Raw genomic sequence first — 19,559 nt, forward strand, 5'->3', positions numbered from 1 at the left:
TGGGACCCGTTCGGCGATTCCCCCGATGACCGCCGAACGGGTGATCCTTCCAACCGGCCCGGATGTCCCCCGACGCACCGGGTCGATGCACCTATCGTGCCGTCCGGCGATAAACGAACGATGAACGCCTCGTTCAACACCCGTCCGCGCAGGTCAAAGCTGCGATCAGGCGGCGATCTCCGTGGCCAGGAGGTTCTGTACCTCGCCCAGTTCGGCCGAACCGAGCTGCTTGAAGACCGTCTCCGCGTCCCGCCAGCACGCCCGCGCCCGGTCCGTCTGACCCAGCCGCCGCAGCGCCTTGCCCAGCACCGTCAGCACGGTCGCGCGCCGCCACTCCCCGCCGATGCCGCGCAGCGCGATGGCCTGTTCGGCGTGCGCCGCCGCCAGGGTGGGCCGGCGGGCGGCGAGATGGGCCACGGCCAGCCGGAAGTGGGTCACGCCCTCCCACAGCGGCTGCCGGTTGTCGTGGAACAGCGCCAGCGCCTCGGTGAGCTGTGCGAGGGCCTCGCCGAGCCGGCCGGCCTGGGTGAGCGCGATGCCCAGCGCGTAGCGGCCGTTGGCCAGCCGCAGGGACAGGCCCATCCGGTCGTAGATGGCGATGCCCTGCTGCGCGAGGTCTATGGCGCTGGTGAGGCGGCCCAGTTCCACGTGGATGCGGGACAGGTTGCACAGGGCGCTCGCCTCGCCGACGTTGTTGCCGTCGGCGCGGAAGTTGCGGATGGCCTGCAGCAGGTAGCGCTCGCCGTCCGCGTGGCGTCCCTCGTAGAGGGCGATGATCCCCCGGTCGTTGGGCGCCCAGCAGCTGGGCAGCGGGTCGCCGGCCTCGCGGGCCAGGGCCGTGGCCTGGCGGGCCTCGTCGTCGGCCTCGGCGAAGCGGCCGGCGACCAGGTGCACGTTGGTGAGGGTGGTGCGGGCGCGGCCCTCGGCGTACGGGTCCTTGGCGGCCTGGGCGGCGTCGCGCAGGGCGGTCGCGGCCGACTCGTACTGCTTGGAGTTGGCCCCGGACTCGGCCAGGTCCTTCGCCGCCCACAGCAGGTCGACGGCCCGGCGCAGGACCGGCGAGTCGCCGCCGCGTACGGAGGCCTGGCGGACGCAGGCCAGCAGCGGGCCGGCCTCGGTGTACAGCCAGTCCAGGGCGGCGCGCGGCGCGGCGAAGACCAGTCCGGGGTAGTGGGTGTCGGAGAGGTGCGCGGGCAGCCGGTCGCCGGGGCGTTCCAGCGCGTACACCCCGGAGGCGGTGGCCAGGTAGAAGTCCAGGAGGCGGTCCAGGGCCGCCTCGCGCCCGCTCGGCGGCTGTTCGTCGCGTTCGGCGCAGGCACGCGCGTAGAGCCGTACGAGGTCGTGGAAGCGGTAGCGGCCGGGGGCGGCGGATTCGAGCAGCGAGCAGTCGACTAAAGCCTCCAGGAGGTCCTCGGTGTCGTACTCGGGCAGGTCGAGGACGGCGGCGGCCGCGGACAGCGAGATGTCCGGGCCGTCGGCGAGGCCGAGGAGGCGGAAGGCGCGCTGCTGGGCCGGCTCCAGCTGGCCGTAGCCGAGCTCGAAGGTGGCCTTGACGGCGAGGTCGCCCGCCTGGAGCTCGTCGAGGCGGCGGCGCTCGTCGCCGAGCTTGGCGGCGAGGACGGAGACGGTCCAGGTGCGGCGGGCGGCGAGCCGGGAGGCGGCGATGCGGATGGCCAGCGGCAGGAACCCGCAGGCGCCGACGACGTCGAGGGCGGCCTGGCGTTCGGCGCGGACGCGTTCCTCGCCGACGATGCGGGTGAAGAGCTGGAGCGCTTCGTCGGGGCTCATCACGTCGAGGTCGACGAGGTGGGCCCCGGCGAGGCCGGCCATGCGGACGCGGCTGGTGACGAGGGCGGCGCAGCCGGCGGTGCCGGGCAGCAGCGGACGGACCTGGGCGGCGTCGCGGGCGTTGTCGAGGAGGACCAGGACGCGGCGGCCGTCGAGGGTGGAGCGGTAGAGCGCGGCGCGTTCGGCCGGCGAGTCGGGGATGGCGGTGTCGGGGGTGCCGAGCGCGCGCAGGAAGGAGCCGAGGACGGCCTCCGGTTCGGCGGGGCGGGCGTCGGTGCCCTGGAGGTCGACGTAGAGCTGGCCGTCGGGGAAGTGCGGGCGGGCGGCGTGGGCGACGTGCACGGCGAGGGTGGTCTTGCCGACGCCGCCGATGCCGGCGAGCGCGGAGACGGCCATGACCTGGTCCTGGGCGCCGCCGGAGAGGATCGAGCCGAGCTCGTGGACGAAGCTGGAGCGGCCGGTGAAGTCGGGTACGGTCGCGGGCAATTGGGCGGGCCTCACGTGAGCGGCGGTGGCTGCCGGGGCGGGGTCTTCGGCACGGGCCAGGTCGGCGTCGGCGTTCAGGATGCGCTGCTGGAGCGCGGCCAGTTCGGGGCGCGGGTCGACGCCGAGTTCGTCGGCGAGGAGCCGGCGGGTGTCGGCGTAGACGGCGAGGGCCTCGGCCTGCCGGCCGCTGCGGTAGAGGGCGAGCATGAGCAGCTCGCGCAGCCGTTCGCGCAGCGGGTGGGCGGCGGTGAGGGCGGTGAGCTCGGAGACGGCCTCGGCGTGGTGGCCGACCTCCAGGTCGAGGTCGAGGCGGGTCTCCAGCAGCTGGAGGCGCCATTCGGCGAGCCGGATGCGCTCGGTCTCGGCGTGCGGGCCGGGGACCCCGGCGAGGGGTTCGCCCTCCCACAGGTCGAGGGCGCGGGCCAGGAGCGTACGGGCGAGGGAGCGGTCCCCTGCGGCGCGGGCGCTCTCGGCGTCGGCGGCGAGGCTGCGGGCGACGCCGAGGTCGAGGGTGGCGGCGGAGCGCAGCCGGATGGCGTAGCCGCCGGACTCGGTGACGAGCAGGCCGGGGGCGACGACCTTGCGCAGGCGGGAGGCGTAGGTGCGGATGGTGGCGAGGGCCTGCTGCGGGGGGTCTTCGCCCCAGATGGCGTCGATCAGTTCGGGTGCGGTGGCGGTGCGGCCGTCGCGCAGCAGGAGTACGGCCAGCAGGGCGCGCTGCTGGGGGGTGCCGGAGGGCAGGGGCTCGCCGCCCCGCCAGGCGCGGACGGGCCCGAGGACGGCGAATCGCGACTCGCTCGCGGTGCCGGCGGCGGTGTCGCCTGCGGTGTCGCCTGCGGCGGGCTCGGCCGGGCCCGGGGCGGTGCCGGTCGCGGTGGCGTTCGCGGCGGCGGTCTCGGCTGCGCCGCCCGGGGTGCGCCCGGTGTCGTCCCCGCCGACGGCAGCGGCGGCGCGGGCCGGGTTCGCGGGGTCCGCGGCCGGTCCGGGGGCGTTGCCTCCGGCGGCGGCACCGGCGGTGGCGCGGGTCGGGTCCGAGTCGTCCGCGCCGTCGGCGGTGGGGTCCGCGAGGCCTGCCGCGCCGGTGGCGCGGCCCTGGCCGGATCCGGCGCCGGCCGCGGCCGCGGGATCCGCCGGGTCGGGTCGGGTCGTGCCGGGGTCCGGGGGTGTTCCCGGGGTGGCCGGCGGCGGTACGGGACCGGCGGGGCGGGCGGCGGGCCCGGTTTCGGACGCGGCGGCGGCCGCACGGGCTTCGGGGTGTTTCCGCGGGTGAGGGATGGCCGGTACGCCGTCCATCTGTCGTCCCCCCTGCCTTCCGTCGGTGTAAGGGTCAGTCTGCCCTGTCTCGCGCGAACACGTCAGCCCGTCCATGACCGATCACAGACCAACTAGCTGACGGTTCGTCAGATCAGCGCTACCGTATGAGCCATGGAGACCTTCCCGAAGATCATCTCGGTGGACGACCACACGGTTGAGCCCCCCAACGTCTGGCGGGACCGGCTCCCGTCCAAATACCGCGACATCGGCCCCCGCATCGTCCGCGCCCCGCTGAAGGAAATGACCTTCCTCGGCGGCAAGTTCGCCCCCGTCATGGGAGCCCCCGGCGACGACGGCCCGATCGGCGACTGGTGGGTGTACGAGGACCTGCACCGGCCGCTCACCCGACTCGACACCGCCGTCGGGTACGACCGCGACGAGATCAAACTGGAAGTCATCACCTACGAGCAGATGCGCCCCGGCTCCTTCTCGGTTCCCGACCGGCTCGCCGACATGGACGTCAACCACGTCCAGTCGGCGCTCTGCTTCCCCACCTTCCCCCGCTTCTGCGGGCAGACCTTCACCGAGGCCAAGGACCGTGAGCTGGGGCTCCTCGGCGTACGGGCCTACAACGACTGGATGGTGGAGGAGTGGTGCGGCCCCGAGGCGCACGGCCGCCTCATCCCGCTCACCCTGGTCCCGCTCTGGGACGCCCGCCTCGCCGCCGCCGAGGTCCGCCGCAACGCGGCGCGCGGCGTGCGCGCGGTCGCCTTCTCCGAGATACCCCCGCACCTGGGCCTGCCGTCCGTCCACACCGACGAGTGGGACCCCTTCCTGCAGGCGTGCGACGAGACCGGCACGGTCATCGCCATGCACATCGGCTCCTCCTCCCGGATGCCGTCCACCTCCGCGGACGCCCCGCCGGCGGTCGGCTCCACCATCACCTTCGCCAACTGCTGCTTCTCCATGGTCGACTGGCTGATGAGTGGCAAGTTCGAGCGGTTCCCCAACCTGAAGATCATGTACGCGGAGGGCCAGATCGGCTGGATCCCGTACATCCTCGAACGCGCGGACGTGGTCTGGGAGGAGAACCGCGGCTGGGGCGGGGTCGCGGACAAGGTGCTCCGCCCGCCGTCCGAGCTCTTCGCCGGGCACGTCTTCGGCTGCTTCTTCGACGACGCCTTCGGTCTGAAGAACCTCGACTCGATCGGCGTCGGCAACGTCCTCTACGAGACGGACTACCCCCACTCCGACTCCACCTGGCCGAAGTCCCGCGAGGTCGGCGAGGCGCAGATGGGCCACCTGGCGCCGGACGTGGTCGACCGCATCGTGCGCGGCAACGCGATCGACCTCCTCGGGCTGACCCCGGACGGCCTGTGGGCGGGCCCGGGCTCGGCCGCCGCCTGACCGGCCGCCGCCGGCCCGGTCAGGCCGGTGCCCCCCGACGGCTCGTGACCGTGCCCACCGGCGCGGTCACGAGCAGGAACGAGACGGCCAGGCCCGCGGCCGTGACCACCGGCAGCAGCAGCGTCACGTCCACGAGGGCGACGAGCCCGGCGCCCAGGGCCAGGGCCAGCGCGTTCGGTACGAAGACCAGGGTGTTGGCGGTGGCGGCGGTGCGGCCCACGACGGAGTCGGGCACCTCGCGCTGCACGGTGGTCAGCGCGGCGATCAGCACGCACGGCAGGCCCGCGCCGATCAGCGCGCTGCCGGTCAGGGCCGCGGCCTCGTACGGCAGCGCCCGCGCGCCGCACCCCAGCGCGAAGAGGGCCGTGCCGGCCGCCGTGAACACCCGTACCGGCATCCGCCGCAGGAGCGGGCCCGCGAGGAGCCCGCTGACGACCGAACCCGCGCCCTGCACGGCGTACAGCACCCCCACGTAGGCGGGCGTGCGGCCGAGGACGTCGTCGGCGACCGCGTAGACCAGCGCGCCGTTGATCCCGGCCAGGAACATCACGGCGGCGGCCGCCGACACCAGCGGGCGCAGTACGGGCGAGTGCCACAGCTGCCGGCCGCCCTCCAGGGCCTGGGCGAAGCCGCCCGCCCGTGCACCGGCCCGTGCGCCCGCCCGCTCGCCGGCTCCCTCCTCCGCCCGCGCGGCCGTCCGCCCCGGTGCGTCCCGGTCCACCCGCAGCAGCAGGAACAGGCCCGCCGCCAGGGCGAACGTCAGCGCGTCGAGCAGGGCCACCGACGCACCGCCGAACCGGGTGAACAGGGCGGCGCCCGCCAGCGGCGCGAGCAGCTTCATGCTCTCGCCGGCCGTCATCCGCAGTCCGTTGAAGTCCCCGAGGAGGCGGACGTCGACCGCCTTCGCCACCAGGGCGGCCTCCGCGGCCTCGTGGAGCGTGCCGCTGATCCCGTAGACGAGGAGGACGGCGAAGAGCAGCCACACCCGGCCGGCCGAGTCGACCAGGCACAGGGCCGGCAGCAGCGCGGCCATCACCAGGCAGGCGGCCACCAGCAGGGGCCGGCGCGGCAGCCGGTCGGCGAGCACGCCCAGCGCCGGCCCGGCGAGCACCGGCGCCCACATGGCGAACACCGTCAGCGCCGCGAGGCTGTCCGATCCGGTGAGCGACTTCACCCAGATCCCGGCCACCAGCCACATGGCCGTCGTGCCGAACCCGGACACCACCACCCCGAGCAGGTAGAGCCCCGCATTGCGGTCCCGCAGGACCCGTCCGCTTCCCCAGTCGCCCATGGGGCCAGCGTGCTTCTAAGACGGGCCGGTGCGGATCGGGCAACTTCCCTACGTCCCTGCGCAGACCGGCCGGACTACTTCGGGGTGACCCAGACCTGGCGCTTGTTCGTGTTCGCCGTGTAGAGCTGGACCACCGTGCCGTTGGCGGTCGCGCCGCCGGTCGCGTCGAGGACCTTGCCCGATGCCGTGTGGACGATCTGCCTCTTGGGGTTGACCGACCAGCGCTGGGCCGCCGAGCCGTTGCAGTCGTGGAGGGTGATCCTGTTGCCGTTGGTGCTCGCGTTGCGGGCGTTGTCCAGGCACTTCCCGAACGCCCGGAAGGTGCCGTCCTTGCCCAGGATCCAGGACTGTGCCGCGGAGCCGTTGCACGTGTAGAGCTGGATCTGCGTGCCGTTGGCGGCCTTGCCGCCCTTGACGTCCAGGCACTTGGAGCCGATGCCGGTCACCTTGCCCTGCGGGGACAGCAGCGCCCCGGCGCCGGCCGCGAGGCGCCGCAGGCCCTGGACGTCGTACTGCTGGACGTAGGTGCCCGCCCGCTTGTCCTGGTAGGCGTAGGTGGGGGAGCACATGACCGGGAACTGGCCCGAGTCGGTTCCCTTCACGCAGTCGCTCTTGTTCAGACTGCGGTTGGCGTGCGCCAGGCCCAGCGTGTGGCCGAGCTCGTGACTGATGTGGTTGCGCATGTACGTCTCACCCATGGCGGCGGTGGGCTTGCCGGCCGGGGTGAAGAACGAATCGTCGATGTAGGCGTGTCCGCTGGTCACGGTCTCGGCCACGGAGGAGCTGGTGAAACCGCAGCTGAGGTTGGCGGTGCCGGAGCCGTCGCGGACGATCTTCCAGCCCGTGCTGCCCATGCTGCCTTCGCCGGCCGGAGGGACGCACGGACGGTGCAGCACGCCCACGATCACCTCGCCCTTGGGCCGGACGTAGTCCCAGCCGACCGGCTGGGTGTCGACGGTGACCGGCAGGTTCGTGATGCGGCGCAGGTCCGCGGCGGAGGCCTGGACGTACGGGCCCAGCCAGTCCGCGGACTTCCGGTCGTAGAACTTGATCGTGTAGCCGGTCGCCAGCCACTTGGTCGCGCCGCTCAGCTTCCAGCCCTCGCCCTGCGGCGGGGCGGGCGCGGGTGCGGCGGACGCGGCGGCGGCCGACCGTGCGGCGGCCTTCGGCGCCGCCTGCGTGCCGAGCGACATGACGCCGTCCCGGAAGACGGTGCCGTCGCTGCCGTGGATGGCGGAGTCCTCCGCGTGGGCGGCGGGCCCTTCGCCGGCCGGCGGGGCGCTGTCCGCAATGCCCGTGGTGCTCGTGGTGTCCTCGGTGCCGAACGCGGTGGAGGGGAGCTGAAGGCTTCCCACGATCGCGGCCGCGGCCGCCGCGGCAACGATGGATATCCGGTGCTTGCCTGTGAATCGCACGTGTTCGTTGCCCTCTCGTCAAGAATCGAAGCGATGATAGGCCGGTCGGCCAAAGAGCCCTTGCACGACCCGAGTTGACGGATCGGGGCTGACTGCCGGCGGTGACGGGCCGGCTACCCGGGGGTCGTCGTGTGCCTTGCACCCGGCCCTGCGGTCAAGGCATGCTTCGCCAGGGCAAAGCGGGAGGATCATCATGCCGGTGGACAGGCGGAGCGTCGTGACGGCAGTGCTGTGCGCGGTGGCGGCCCTGGGTGCCTCCGCGGCGGTGGCGGAGCTCGCGCCGCCCCCCGAGGCGGCCGCGCCCGTACGGGCGAAGGCCGCGCAGCCCTCCTCCTCGCCCACCGGGCCCTCGCGCTCGCACGCGCCGAAGCCCCAGCTGTCCGCCCAGCCCGGGACCACCCTGCCGCCGGCCGTGACGCCCCCGCCGGGCGGGCCCGCCGCCTTCACCGGCGCCCTGTTCACCGACGGCCTGGACAGCGACCACTTCTGCACCGCCACCGTCGTGCACAGCCCCGGCCGCAACCTCATCGTCACCGCCGGGCACTGCCTGCTCGCCGGGAAGCAGGGCGACGGGACCGCCGTCTTCGCGCCCGCCTACGCCAACGACACCGCCCCGTACGGCACATGGAAGATCGACGAGGTCTTCGAGGACGAACGCTGGGCCGAGGGCACGGACGACGACTACGACCTCGCCTTCGCCACGCTCGCCCCCGACGCCCAGGGCCGCTCCATCGAGGACGTGACCGGCGCGGCCGCGCTGGACACCACCGGCCGGGCCGGCGAGGAGGTCACCGTCACCGGTTACCCCGCCGACCGCAAGATCCCCCGTACCTGCACGGCGACCGCGGTCCGCGAGAGCGCGACCCAGCAGCGCTTCGACTGCGCGGACTTCCCCGGCGGCACCAGCGGCAGCGCGTGGATCGCACGCGACGGGAAGATCATCGGCATCCTCACGGGCGGGGACACCGACGACGTCTCCACCAGCACGGTGCTGGGCGAGTACGCCGCCTCGCTCTACACGAAGGCCACCTCCACGTCCCCCGCCTCCCGCTAGTCCCATGACGAACGGGCCTGCGGAGACCGGCGGTGTCCCGCTCCCGGCCCCTCCGGGAGCCGGCTGGCGCCCCACGGGCTCCGGGGTCTTCCCGCACGCCGCGCGGGTCGACGGACGCTGGTGGGTCCTGCGGCTCAACGACTTTCCCGAGCACCCGCTCCACACCCTGTTCGTCGACGGCCGGCACGTCGCCGACCTGGACGACGACCCGTCCGACTGGCAGCGGCTGGTGAACACCTCGGCCCCCGCCCTCACCGGGCCCGAACGCACGCAGATCCTCGGCCTCATGGCCGGGCTGGGCCCCTACGGCGCGGAGCGCGGCACCCCGTGCACGGGCGACTGGTGCACCTGCGAGGTCCTCACCGACACCTGGATCCGCGAACAGGCCGACTGAGGCCCGACCCCGGCCCGCCGCCCTCCCTCCGGGACCGGGGCTACTGCCAGAAGACCCGCTCGATGACGATCTGCGGCTCGGCGGCGCGGTGGACGAAGGTGTAGCGCAGCCATCCGTGGCCCCGGTCGAAGTAGAGGACGTGGGCGCCGCGGGGGTCGGTGGAGCGGACCGGCTCGATGCTCACCTTCGTGGTGTCGAGGTGGTCATCGCGGTAGGGGTGCCGAGACGTCTTCAGGTCCGTGACCGCGTCGATGATCAGATCCCGCACCTCTGCGGGCAGTGTGTCCCGGTACTCGGCGGCCAGCTTGGTCCAGTCGGTGGCCCATGGGGGCCCGGTGAACTCCGCGCTCACTCGCCGGGCCCGAGCGCTGCCGCGCGGTGGTGGATGCGCGACGCCTCTTCCAGCAGGTCCTTGGCCTTGTCCGGGTCCGCGCACTCGGCCGCCCGCCGCTCGAGATCGCGGACGTGGTGGTCGAGGTGAGGGTCCCTGGCGAGCGCGTACTCGCCCCACCAGCGCGCCAGGAAGGCCGGTGCCGCCCCGATGTCGTAGGTGTCGGCGACCTTCGCCCGCCAGTTGGCCTCGAAGTCGTCCAGCAGCTGCGGGGCGTGGGCGGCGATCGCCGCCCGCAACGCGGGAATGCTGCGCTCGGGCATCGGGGGGACACCGTGGGCGGGCCCCGGGGCGGTGGTCATCGGCGCTTCCTCTTCCGGTCGGCGCCCACCACGATAGTGCGCCCGGTACCGCCGTGTGCGGAGTCGCCGGATCCGTTCGAGGGGATCGGGCCCGGTCAGGGCACGAGGCCCAGGTGGACCGGGTCGGGGCGGGGGTTCGTGAGGAGGTCCGAGAGGCGGGGCGGCCAGACCGGTTCGCCCAGGGCGGCCAGGCGCTGCGCGGAGAGCCACTGCCAGTGGATGCCGGGCTCCTCCAGGACCGGTTCGCGGTGCGGGCCCGTGGTGACGTAGATGTGCTCGTGCTGGCGCACCGGTACGCCCTGGTGGGTGAAGTCGTGCTCCCAGGTGCACAGCAGGCGCTCCGGCTCCAGGTCCGTCCACCCGGTCTCCTCGCGCAGCTCGCGCCGTACGCAGTCCTCGGGGCTCTCGCCGGGGTCGATCCCGCCGCCGGGCGGCAGCCAGTGGATGCCCACCTCCACGTTGTTCTCACGGAAGAGGAACACCGACCCGGTGGGGGACAGGATGACAACGCGTGCCGCGTGACGTGGAGTTCGCCTCATCGATTCAGGGTACGCCGGTGATCGGCTCCGGGGGACGGGCTCCGTCTCCCCGTCCGCCCCGGAGCCGATCACCGGCCTGAGCAGGCCTACGCCGCCGCCAGCGCCAGCGTCGGCGACAGCCGGGCCGCGCGCACCGCCGGGTAGAGGCCGGCCAGCGTGCCGATCACCAGGGTGGCGGCGAAGCCGCCGCCCACCGCCCACAGGGGGACCACCCACGGCATGCCGCCCGCGCGGGCGTAGACGGCCGTGGCCGCGCCGCCCAGGACGATCCCGGCCAGCCCGCCGAGTCCGGACAGCAGCAGGGACTCCGTCACGAACTGGATCCGGATCTGGCCCTTCGTACCGCCCAGCGAGCGGCGCAGGCCGATCTCGTGGCGCCGCTCCAGCACCGAGATGATCATCGTGTTGGCCACGCCGACCCCGCCGACCAGCAGCGCGATCCCGCCCAGGCCCAGCAGCAGCGTGCTGAAGGCGCCCTCGGTGGCCGCCTTCGCCTGCAGGGCCGCCGAGGGGTCGGTGACCGAGACGGCGCTCGGGGCCTGCGGGTTGGCGGTCTGCGCGATGAGTTCGCGGACCGCCGCCACCCGGTCGTCCGCGGAGCGCTCGTAGACGGCCGTCGGGTGGCCGTCGAAGCCCAGCAGCCGCTCGGCCGCGTCCCAGCCGATCAGGGCGGAGCGCTCGATCTCCGGGGCCAGCGGGACCGGCCCGAGGATCCCGATCACCGTGAAGTACCGGCCGCCGATGAAGACCTGCTGTCCGGGCGCGGTGATGCCGAGCCGGCGCGCGGAGACGTCGCCGAGCACCACCGAGGGGTAGCGGCCGGTGGCGTCGTTGAGCCAGGTGCCGCTCGCCACCGAGGCGCGCAGGGTGCCCAGCAGGTCGTCCTTGGCCGCCTTGACCGCGACCCCGCCCGTCTCCTCCTTCGGGATGTTCTCGGAGCGGCGTACGGACTCGGCGACGTCGCCCGTGGTGCCGACCGACTCGACCCCCGCGATGCGGGAGATCATGCCGGGGGCCTCCTTGGGGAGCGTGGTGTCCTGGCCGCTGAACATCCCCTGTCCGGGTGTCGCGACCAGCATGTTGGTGCCGAGCCGGTCCAGCTCGCGCAGCAGCTTGGCCTGGCTGGACGAGGAGATGCCGACCACGGCGATCATCGTCGCGATGCCGATGGCGATGCCCAGCGCGGACAGGAAGACCCGCATCGGGCGGGCGCGCAGGCCGGCCGAGCCGACGTGCAGGACGTCCCGCGGGGACAGCCTCGGCGGGCGCAGCCGCGCGGCCGGCTTCCGGGCGCGCGCTCTCGTACGGCTCATCGCGCCGCCCCCGCAGACCCTGCCGCTCCCGTCCCCGCCCCGGTCCCCGCCCCGGCCGGGGCGGCCGGGCCGGTGCGGACGTCCGCGACGATCTCGCCGTCCCGGATGCGGACCTGCCGCGGCAGGCTCGCCGCGATCTCGTGGTCGTGGGTGATCACGGCGATGGTGGCTCCGTCCCGGTTCAGTTCGTGCAGCAGTTCCATGACCGACGCGCCGGACGCCGTGTCGAGGGCGCCCGTCGGCTCGTCGGCGAGCAGCAGGTCCGGTGCGCCCGCCACCGCCCGGGCGATCGCCACGCGCTGCTTCTGTCCGCCGGACAGCTCGTGCGGGCGGTGGTCCATCCGGTCGCCGAGGCCGACCCGTTCCAGGGCGTCCGCCGCCCGGCGGCCGCGCTCGGCCCGCGAGAGGCCGGAGTACAGCAGCCCCTCGGCGACGTTGGCGCGGGCGCTGATGCCCGGTACCAGGTGGAAGGACTGGAAGACGAAGCCGACGTGCCGGGAGCGCAGGGCCGACAGCGAGCGGTCCGACAGGGCCGCGATGTCGTGGCCGGCGATCCGCACGGCGCCCGCCGTCGGACGGTCCAGGGTGCCGACGATGTGCAGCAGCGTGGACTTGCCCGAGCCCGACGGGCCGACGATGGCGAGGAGTTCGCCGCCGCCGATGCTGAGGTCGACCCCGCGCAGGGCCGTGACCCCGCCGGGGTACTCCTTGGTGACCCCGGTCAGTTCCACGACGGGCCCGGCGGGCGCGGTCGTGGTGGTCGTGGCCGTCACAGCTTGGGGATCCCCACCTGCATGCCCTCCTTGAGGGCGCCGCCGGTCACCTCGACCCGGCCGTTGCCGAACATGCCCAGCTCGACGCGGACCTCGCGGGCCCGGCCGTCCTCCACGACCTGGACGCCGAAGCCGCCGCCCGCGAGGGCCAGCAGGGCGTTCACGGGTACGGAGAGCACGCCCTTGCGGGTCTCGCCGGTCAGGGCGACGGTCACCGGGGACTGGTCCGGGGCGGTGACCTCGGCCGGCTTGTCGAGGGTGACGACCACCTCGACCTTGGCCTTCTTGTCGCCCCCGCCCCCGCCACCGGCTCCGCCTGCGCCCCCGCTCCCGCCTGCTCCGCCGTTCCTGTCCTCGGGCGGGGCCCCGCCCACCGAGTCGACCTTCCCGGTGGCGGCGGCGCCCCCCGGCAGCCGAACGGTGACCGGCTCGCCCGCCTTCGCCGCGTCGAGCTGGAAGCGGACGATGCGCTCGGTGCCCGTGACCGTCAGGACCGGCTTGCCGGGCGCCGCCTCGTCGCCGACCGCCGCGTCCTTCCCGCGCACCCGCTGCGGCCCGGAGGCGAAGGCGACGTCCTCCTTGCCGACCTCGCCCGTCTCCGCCGCCCTGTGCGCCTTCTGCCACCGCTTGACGGCCGTCGTCGTGCCCGCGGTGAAGAGCGGGTCCTCCGGGTCGAGCCCGGTGCCGTACCCGAGGGCGAGGAGGTTCCGCTTGAGCTGCTTGACGTCCTCGCCCTTGTCGCCGGCCTTCAGCTGCCGGTACATCGGCGTGGCCCCGTACATGAGCCGCACCGGCCGGCCGTTGACCTCGTACAGCCGCCCGTCCCGCTCGACCGCCGATCCCTCGCCCGCGACCCACGTCAGGACGCCCGGGCCGCCGGCGTTCAGCTTGCGCTCCTGCGCGTAGCCGAGGGTGCCCTCGACCTGGAGGCCCGAGCCGAGGTCGCCGCGCTGCACCGGCGCGGTGGCCGGCGGCAGCCCGCCCGTGCGCCCTTCCCGCCCGCCGTCGCCGCGCTGCGGCTGGGCCGTGACGGCGTATCCGCCGCCCGAGACGGCCAGTACGGCGGCCAGCGAGCCCAGCAGCCACTTGGCGCGCGTCCTCATCGGGCCGCTTCGCACTTCTTCTGGGCCTCCTCGAAGGCCTTCTCCTGCCCCTTGGGGATCTCGATGGCGCTGCGCGCGGCCCCGTTGTACTCGGGGTCCTTGAGCGCGATCCCGTTCTCGCGCATGCACCGCACCCACGCGAGTTCCTTGTCCTTCTCCTCCTGCGTGGGCTCCTTGCCGGCGCCGGGGCCCTGCATCCCGCAGGCCTTCATCGCCTCCTGCATCTTCTGCGGGTCGGCGCCGTCGCCCAGGGTCATCCCGCGGGGGTCCTGGCCGGGCTCCGGGTCGGGTATGTCGATGCCGTGCTCGCGCAGGCACTGGCGCATCTTCAGGGCGCGGTCGGCGTCCGCGCCGGCCCCGGTGGCGGCGCCGCCACCGCTGTTCGTGCCGTTCGCGGAGCCGTCCCCGCCCTTCGAGGCGTCGTTCGCGCAGGCCGTCGCGAACAGGGTCAGCCCGGTGACGACCGCGGCCGTGGACATGATGAGGGATCGCTTCATGGGCCCGAGCCTGCGGTGAAAGGGCCTTTCGCTTCCCTCTCGCACCCTGCTTACAACGGCGAAACACCGACCTCCGGTAAAGAGGACGGCATGCGCGTACTGGTGGTGGAGGACGAGGAATTCCTCCGGGAGATGATCGCCGAGGGGCTGCGCCGCGACGCGCTCGCCGTCGACGAGGCGAGCGACGGCCCGGAGGCGCTGCGGTGCCTGCGCCTGGGCGAGTACGACGTCATGGTGCTGGACCGGGACCTGCCCGGCCTGCACGGCGACGAGGTCTGCCGCCAGGTCGTGCGGGAGCGGCTGCTGACCCGTGTCCTGATGCTGACCGCCTCGGGGACCGTGCGCGACCGGGTCGAGGGCCTCGGCCTCGGTGCCGACGACTACCTCACCAAGCCGTTCGCCTACGACGAGCTCCTCGCCCGGGTCCTGGCGCTGGGCCGGCGCGCCCGCCCCGCCCTGCCGCCCGTACTGGAACGCGCGGGTGTCGCCCTCGACACCGCCCGGCGCATCGCGACCCGGGACGGGCACCGGCTCGCGCTGTCGCGCAAGGAGTTCGCGGTGCTGGAGGCGCTGCTGCGCGCCGAGGGCGCCGTGGTCGGCAACGACGACCTGATCGAGCAGGTGTGGGAGGCGGACACCAGCTACTCCACCAACGCCGTCCGGGTCACCCTCAGCAAGCTCCGCGCCAAGCTGGGCGAGCCTCCGCTGATCGAGACCGTGCCGGGCGCGGGCTACCGGATCGCGGCCCGGTGAAGCGCCCTCCGAAGGCCCGCCGACGCCTGCGCTTTCCGCGGCTCCCGCGGCTCCCGCGGCTCCCGCGCGTCCCGCGGACCGAGCGCGGCCGCCTGACCGCCCTGTACGGAACGCTGCTGCTCCTGGCGGGCGGCGGCCTGGTCGCACTGGTCTACGTCATGGTCGGCCAGGGGCTGTACGCGAGCGTCAGCGGGGCCGTCCGCACCGTCAGCCCGGCCCACGCCCTGCCCTCGCCCGGCGCCTCCCCCGATGCTTCGCCCGGCCCGTTGCTCAAGCCGCAGCCCCCGTACGAGCCGGCGCGGCGGCGCCCGCCCGGCGAGGCGCCCACCGCCGAGGAGCTGAAGGGCTACGCCTACACCCGGACCCTCTCCGACGCCGTCACCGAGGCGACCCGCCACAGGCTGCTGGTGTACTCGCTGCTCGCCCTGGCCGTCTTCGCCGTGCTGTCGATCTGGCTCGCCTGGTGGATGGCCGGCCGGGTGCTGCGCCCGGTCGGTGTGATCACCGGGACGGCGCGCCGCCTGTCCGGGGAGAACCTCCACGAGCGGATCTCCCTCGACGCGCCGCCCGGCGAGCTCAAGGAGCTGGCCGACACCTTCGACGCGATGCTGGGCCGGATGGAGCAGCTGGTCTCCGCCCAGCGGCGGTTCGCGGCGAACGCGGCGCACGAGCTGCGCACTCCGCTGGCCGTGCAGCGGGCGGCGGCCGAGATCGGGCTGGCCGGGGACCCGCCGCCGGAGAAGGTCGCCCGGATCCGCGCCAAGCTGATCGGTGTCGCCGACTCCAGCGAGCACCTCATCGAGTCGCTGCTGCTCCTCGCGGTCTCGGAGCAGGGGCTGGAGGCGACGGCGCCGGTGGACCTGGCGGAGCTCGCGTCCGCCGAACTCGCGTCCGCCGAGCTCGCGACCTGCCCGCAGGAGGGCCTGACGGTCGTACGGGACCTCGCGCCGCTGACCGTGACGGGCGACCGGGTGCTGCTGGGCCACCTGCTGCGGAACCTGCTGGCGAATGCGGTCCGCCACAACCGCGCGGGCGGCCGGATCGCCGTGTCCACCACCCCGGACGGGGAACTGACGGTGCGCAACACCGGTCCGGTGATCGACGCGGCGGACGTGCCGGGCCTGCTGGAGCCCTTCCGCAGGCGCGCCGAACGGCAGCACACCGCAGGTGAGGGCGCCGGGTTGGGCCTTTCGATCGTCGCTTCGATCGCGCGGGGGCACGAGGCGGAGCTGACGGCCGACGCCAATCCGGGACCGGAGGGCGGGCTGACGGTCCGTGTCCGCTTCCCGGTGGCCGACGGGGCGCGCACATCGCGCACATCGCGGACAAACCAGGTCTGAAGGTGCGCTGATGTACGGTCGGGTGAATGAGCAAGCACGCCCGAGCACGCTCCCGCCCCGCCCGTACGAACCGTCGTGCGGCGCGCCGCGCCGCGCTCGCCGCCACCCTCGGCCTGGTGACCTTCACGGCCGGGTGGGTCTACGTCGCCCAGGATCCCGAACAGGCCGCGGGCGCGGCGCAGGCCAGTGCCGACTCGCGCCCGCAGCCCGTGGACCGGGTGGGGCGCGACGTCCCGCGGTCGCCCATGCAGGGTCTGACCGGGATCAGCGAACAGACCCGGGCGAGGATCCCGGCCGAGTCGCGCCAGCTCATCCTGGTCACCGGCAGGGCCGTGGACTCCTCGGAGTCCACCGCCACCCTGTACACCCGTCCCCGGGCCGGGGCCGACTGGGTCAAGGCCGAGAGCTGGCCGGCGCGCAACGGGGCCAAGGGCTGGTCCACGGAGCGCACGTACGGGGACCTGACCTCGCCCCAGGGCGTCTTCGCGCTGACCGACGCGGGCGGTCTGCTGTCCCCGCCGCCGGGCACGCGACTCCCGTACGACGAGGACCGGGGCTTCGTCGCCACCGGCCGCGGGGTGAACGGGGAGTCCCTGGTGGGGTCCTTCGACTACGTCGTGGCCATCGACTTCAACCGCCGCCCGGGGCATTCCCCGCTGGACCCGGTCAAGCCGGACGGTGAGGACAGGGGCGGCAACATCTGGCTGCACGTGGACCACGACGGCCCCTCACAGGGCTGCGTCGGCATCCCGAAGGAGGCCATGCGCAAGGTCCTGGAGACCCTGGACCCGGCCGCGAAACCGGTCATCGTGATGGGCCCGGAAGGCTTCTGACGCGGAGATCGTTCAGTCGCCGAGGTCCAGGACGCGGACCGGTTCGCCCTCCCAGCGTTTGGGGAAGGTGGTGGCGACGATCGCCCCGTCGGGGCGATCCGGAGTGGGCTGGGCCGCGTGCCGGGCGTGCGCGGCGGCCCAGGTCTCCTGGCGCGCGAGGGCCAGCGCCGCGGGCAGGTCCAGGTCCAGGATGGTGATGCCCGGCAGGGCGGCCAGGTGCTCCGCCGTGCCGGGCCGGGTGCGGTCGGCCTCGACCAGTGCGCAGGTGGGCGCGTAGAGGAACCAGCCGGCCTCGGCGTGCGCGCGGTGGATGAGCCGGGAGGCGAGGACGTTGCCCTGTCCCGCTGCGAGCATCGCCGTCTCGTCCAGCACGATGTGCGTCTCCGTCACCTGCCCCTCGCCTCAGCCAGGCGCCGGTCCAACTCGGTGTCCAGATCCTGCTGTTGCGATGCGGAGGGGGCGTAACCGTTCCAGGCGTGCAGCGCGGCGCGGGCCCGCTCGGCCCGTTCCGCCCGCTCGGCCGGGGTGAGCAGCGTCTCGGCCAGGCGGGCCAGGTAGGCGCGCAGCGACAGTCCCTCGGCGGCGGCTATGGCGGCGAGTCTGTCCTTGGCTTCCTCGGGGATGCGGATGTTGGCGTCGGCCATGAGCGTGCTCCTTCCCATGACTCAAGGGTACGGGTACGCACCCGTACCCGCAATCCGCGGGCGGTGCGGGTCGACGACCGGCGCCCGGGGCTGCGGGATCGCGACGACCCCTTGTCTGACGGGCCGTCAGGTATCACGATGGCCCGGCACCGATATGACGAATCGGCAGACGAAGGCGAGGCGGGCCCGCCATGGCGCGCGTGTTTCCGGAAGGTCGGCTGGTCTACGGGATGCAGCTCCCGATCCAGTCGCAGAGCACCATCTACGCCGAACCCTGGGAGGCGTCGGCCGGCGCCGCCGATCTCGCCGAGATCGCGCGGGCCGCCGATCGGTCCGGCTTCGCATACCTGGCCACCTGCGACCACGTGGCGATCCCGCGCCGGCTCGCGGGAGCCATGAGCACCGTCTGGTACGACCCGGTGGCCACCCTGTCCTTCCTCGCCGGGGTCACCGAGCACGTACGGCTGCTGAGCCACGTGGCGATCCTCGGCCTGCGCCACCCGCTGATCAGCGCCAAGCAGTACGCCACCCTCGACCACCTCTGCGGCGGCCGGCTGATCCTCGGCGTCGGCGCCGGCCACGTCCAGGAGGAGTTCGAGGTCCTCGGCGTGGACTTCGCCCGCCGCGGCGCCGTCCTCGACGAGACCCTGGACGCGCTGCGGGCGGCGCTCGGGCCCGAGGAGTACCCGGAGTTCGAGGGAGAGCTGTTCTCCTTCGGGGGCCTCGGGCAGCTCCCCCGGCCCGCGCAGGAGCGGATCCCCGTCTGGGTGGGCGGCTCCTCGCCCGCGGCCGTCCGCCGGGCCGCCGTCCGCGGGGACGGCTGGCTCCCGCAGGGCGACCCGCGCGAGAAGCTCCCGGCGCAGATCGCCCGTATCGCGCAGCTGCGCGCCGAGGCCGGTGTCACCGGCCCCTTCGAGGTCGGCGCGATCACCGAGGCGCTGTACGTCGGCGAGCCCGGCTGGGACACCGGCCGCCGCACCCTCACCGGCAAGGCGGAGGCGCTCGCGGAGTCCCTGCGCGCGTACGGGGCGCTCGGCGTCGACCAGATCCAGGTCCGCTTCCGCAGCCGCGACCGCGCCGAGCTCGTCGACCAGATCACCGCCTTCGGGGCCGAAGTCGCCCCGCACCTCAACGACTAGGAGCACGGGCATGGGCAAGCTGGACGGGCGCGTCGTCATCGTCACCGGTGCGGCGCGCGGCCAGGGCGAGCAGGAGGCGCGGCTCTTCGCCGCCGAGGGGGCCAAGGTGCTCCTCGGGGACGTGCTGGACGAGCAGGGCGCGTCGGTGGCCAAGGAGATCGGCGAGGACCGGGCCCGCTACGTGCGGATGGACGTGAGCCGGGAGGAGGACTGGTCGGCGGCGATCGCGGCCGCGAAGGAGTCCTTCGGGCGGATCGACGGCCTGGTCAACAACGCCGGCATCCTGCGCTTCAACGAGCTGGCCTCGACCCCGCTGGAGGAGTTCCGGCAGGTGGTGGAGGTCAACCAGGTCGGAGCCTTCCTCGGCATCAAGGCGGTGGCGCCCGAGATCGAGGCGGCCGGCGGCGGCACCATCGTCAACACCTCCTCCTACACCGGCCTGACGGGCATGGCGTACGTCGGTGCCTACGCCGCGACCAAGGCGGCCATCCTGGGCCTGACCCGGGTGGCCGCGCTGGAGCTGGCGGGCAAGGGGATCCGGGTCAACGCGATGTGCCCGGGCGCCGTGGACACCCCCATGGCCAATCCGGGCCTGCTGGACCCCGCGAACATGACCGACGAGGCCATCGACGCCATGGCGGAGCTCTACCGGCGGGTGGTCCCCATGGGCCGGGTGGGCCGGCCTGAGGAGATCGCCCGGCTGGCGCTCTTCCTCACCGCCGACGACTCCTCGTACATCACCGGCCAGCCGTTCGTCATCGACGGCGGCTGGATGGCGGGCGTCAGCATTCTCTGATGAAGCGTCAGGTATTGACGCTCGCACCCTCGCGGTGGAACAGTCGG

20 protein-coding genes are annotated in these 19,559 nt (G+C 74.0%); 8 read left to right on the forward strand and 12 right to left on the reverse strand.

Annotated elements, in window-relative coordinates; all coding sequences use genetic code 11:
- Positions 1-165 precede the first annotated feature (165 nt).
- Positions 166-3,567 carry an SARP-family global regulator AfsR gene (gene afsR / locus AB0O53_RS14850; RefSeq protein WP_350994524.1) on the reverse strand — a complete coding sequence of 1,134 codons (3,402 nt, stop codon included), beginning with the start codon at positions 3,565-3,567 and terminating at the stop codon, positions 166-168.
- Positions 3,568-3,699: 132 nt separating this feature from the next.
- Here afsR and AB0O53_RS14855 point away from each other — a divergent pair, with 132 nt between their 5' ends.
- A complete protein-coding gene (locus tag AB0O53_RS14855) occupies positions 3,700-4,935 on the forward strand; it encodes an amidohydrolase family protein (protein WP_350994522.1) in 1,236 nt (411 codons plus the stop codon).
- Between the two features lie 19 nt (positions 4,936-4,954).
- Here the strand turns inward: AB0O53_RS14855 and AB0O53_RS14860 are convergent, their stop codons facing one another.
- Together AB0O53_RS14860 and AB0O53_RS14865 are read right to left on the reverse strand one after the other, a co-directional pair.
- Positions 4,955-6,226, reverse strand: a complete 1,272-nt coding sequence (locus tag AB0O53_RS14860; protein WP_365195808.1) for an MFS transporter — start codon at positions 6,224-6,226, stop codon at positions 4,955-4,957.
- Positions 6,227-6,300: 74 nt separating this feature from the next.
- On the reverse strand, positions 6,301-7,641 hold the full coding sequence (locus AB0O53_RS14865; protein ID WP_365195811.1) for a ricin-type beta-trefoil lectin domain protein: 1,341 nt from the start codon (positions 7,639-7,641) through the stop codon (positions 6,301-6,303).
- Between the two features lie 199 nt (positions 7,642-7,840).
- Between AB0O53_RS14865 and AB0O53_RS14870 the strand changes: the two genes are divergently transcribed.
- Both AB0O53_RS14870 and AB0O53_RS14875 read left to right on the forward strand, forming a co-directional pair.
- The gene (locus AB0O53_RS14870) at positions 7,841-8,695 is read left to right on the forward strand and encodes a trypsin-like serine peptidase (RefSeq protein ID WP_350994516.1); all 855 of its coding nucleotides are present in this window, start codon (positions 7,841-7,843) and stop codon (positions 8,693-8,695) included.
- 4 nt (positions 8,696-8,699) lie between these two features.
- Entirely contained in the window at positions 8,700-9,089 is a 390-nt protein-coding gene (locus AB0O53_RS14875) for a hypothetical protein (RefSeq protein WP_350994514.1), read from the forward strand.
- A 40-nt stretch (positions 9,090-9,129) separates the two neighbouring features.
- Here AB0O53_RS14875 and AB0O53_RS14880 read toward each other — a convergent pair whose 3' ends face one another.
- The 7 genes from AB0O53_RS14880 to AB0O53_RS14910 all read right to left on the reverse strand — a co-directional run bounded on the left by AB0O53_RS14880 (position 9,130) and on the right by AB0O53_RS14910 (position 14,007).
- Positions 9,130-9,441: a hypothetical protein gene (locus tag AB0O53_RS14880; RefSeq protein WP_365195814.1), complete on the reverse strand. Its 312-nt coding sequence runs from the start codon at positions 9,439-9,441 to the stop codon at positions 9,130-9,132.
- Entirely contained in the window at positions 9,438-9,782 is a 345-nt protein-coding gene (locus tag AB0O53_RS14885; RefSeq protein WP_350994510.1) for a hypothetical protein, read from the reverse strand. The genes AB0O53_RS14880 and AB0O53_RS14885 overlap by 4 nt, the downstream gene beginning before the upstream one ends.
- A 95-nt stretch (positions 9,783-9,877) precedes the next feature.
- A complete protein-coding gene (locus AB0O53_RS14890; protein ID WP_350994508.1) occupies positions 9,878-10,321 on the reverse strand; it encodes an NUDIX hydrolase in 444 nt (147 codons plus the stop codon).
- Positions 10,322-10,407: 86 nt separating this feature from the next.
- A complete protein-coding gene (locus AB0O53_RS14895; RefSeq protein WP_350994506.1) occupies positions 10,408-11,634 on the reverse strand; it encodes an ABC transporter permease in 1,227 nt (408 codons plus the stop codon).
- Positions 11,631-12,407, reverse strand: coding sequence for an ABC transporter ATP-binding protein (locus AB0O53_RS14900; protein WP_350994504.1), 777 nt, complete (start codon positions 12,405-12,407; stop codon positions 11,631-11,633). The genes AB0O53_RS14895 and AB0O53_RS14900 overlap by 4 nt, the downstream gene beginning before the upstream one ends.
- On the reverse strand, positions 12,404-13,510 hold the full coding sequence (locus tag AB0O53_RS14905) for a peptidoglycan-binding protein (RefSeq protein WP_365195817.1): 1,107 nt from the start codon (positions 13,508-13,510) through the stop codon (positions 12,404-12,406). Before AB0O53_RS14905 ends, AB0O53_RS14900 begins: the two co-directional genes overlap by 4 nt.
- Positions 13,507-14,007, reverse strand: a complete 501-nt coding sequence (locus AB0O53_RS14910; RefSeq protein ID WP_350994500.1) for a hypothetical protein — start codon at positions 14,005-14,007, stop codon at positions 13,507-13,509. The genes AB0O53_RS14905 and AB0O53_RS14910 overlap by 4 nt, the downstream gene beginning before the upstream one ends.
- A gap of 90 nt (positions 14,008-14,097) precedes the next feature.
- Between AB0O53_RS14910 and AB0O53_RS14915 the strand changes: the two genes are divergently transcribed.
- The 3 genes from AB0O53_RS14915 to AB0O53_RS14925 are packed head-to-tail and all read left to right on the forward strand — an operon-like array spanning position 14,098 to position 16,933.
- A complete protein-coding gene (locus AB0O53_RS14915) occupies positions 14,098-14,760 on the forward strand; it encodes a response regulator transcription factor (protein ID WP_350994498.1) in 663 nt (220 codons plus the stop codon).
- Positions 14,757-16,100, forward strand: a complete 1,344-nt coding sequence (locus AB0O53_RS14920; RefSeq protein ID WP_365195821.1) for a sensor histidine kinase — start codon at positions 14,757-14,759, stop codon at positions 16,098-16,100. The genes AB0O53_RS14915 and AB0O53_RS14920 overlap by 4 nt, the downstream gene beginning before the upstream one ends.
- A 26-nt stretch (positions 16,101-16,126) precedes the next feature.
- Entirely contained in the window at positions 16,127-16,933 is an 807-nt protein-coding gene (locus AB0O53_RS14925) for a hypothetical protein (protein ID WP_365195824.1), read from the forward strand.
- Between the two features lie 12 nt (positions 16,934-16,945).
- Here the strand turns inward: AB0O53_RS14925 and AB0O53_RS14930 are convergent, their stop codons facing one another.
- Positions 16,946-17,287 (reverse strand): hypothetical protein, encoded by a 342-nt coding sequence (locus AB0O53_RS14930; RefSeq protein ID WP_365196028.1) that lies wholly within the window; start codon positions 17,285-17,287, stop codon positions 16,946-16,948.
- Between the two features lie 32 nt (positions 17,288-17,319).
- Entirely contained in the window at positions 17,320-17,577 is a 258-nt protein-coding gene (locus AB0O53_RS14935) for a hypothetical protein (RefSeq protein WP_350994666.1), read from the reverse strand.
- Positions 17,578-17,768: 191 nt separating this feature from the next.
- On the opposite strand from AB0O53_RS14935, the gene AB0O53_RS14940 reads away from it, so the two are divergent.
- Both AB0O53_RS14940 and AB0O53_RS14945 read left to right on the forward strand, forming a co-directional pair.
- Positions 17,769-18,716, forward strand: coding sequence for an LLM class F420-dependent oxidoreductase (locus AB0O53_RS14940; RefSeq protein WP_365195827.1), 948 nt, complete (start codon positions 17,769-17,771; stop codon positions 18,714-18,716).
- 10 nt (positions 18,717-18,726) lie between these two features.
- Positions 18,727-19,512, forward strand: a complete 786-nt coding sequence (locus tag AB0O53_RS14945; protein ID WP_365195829.1) for an SDR family NAD(P)-dependent oxidoreductase — start codon at positions 18,727-18,729, stop codon at positions 19,510-19,512.
- Positions 19,513-19,559: the final 47 nt, after the last annotated feature.

Origin of the sequence: Streptomyces erythrochromogenes (genome assembly GCF_040684695.1) — a bacterium.
Taxonomy (GTDB): domain Bacteria; phylum Actinomycetota; class Actinomycetes; order Streptomycetales; family Streptomycetaceae; genus Streptomyces; species Streptomyces erythrochromogenes_C.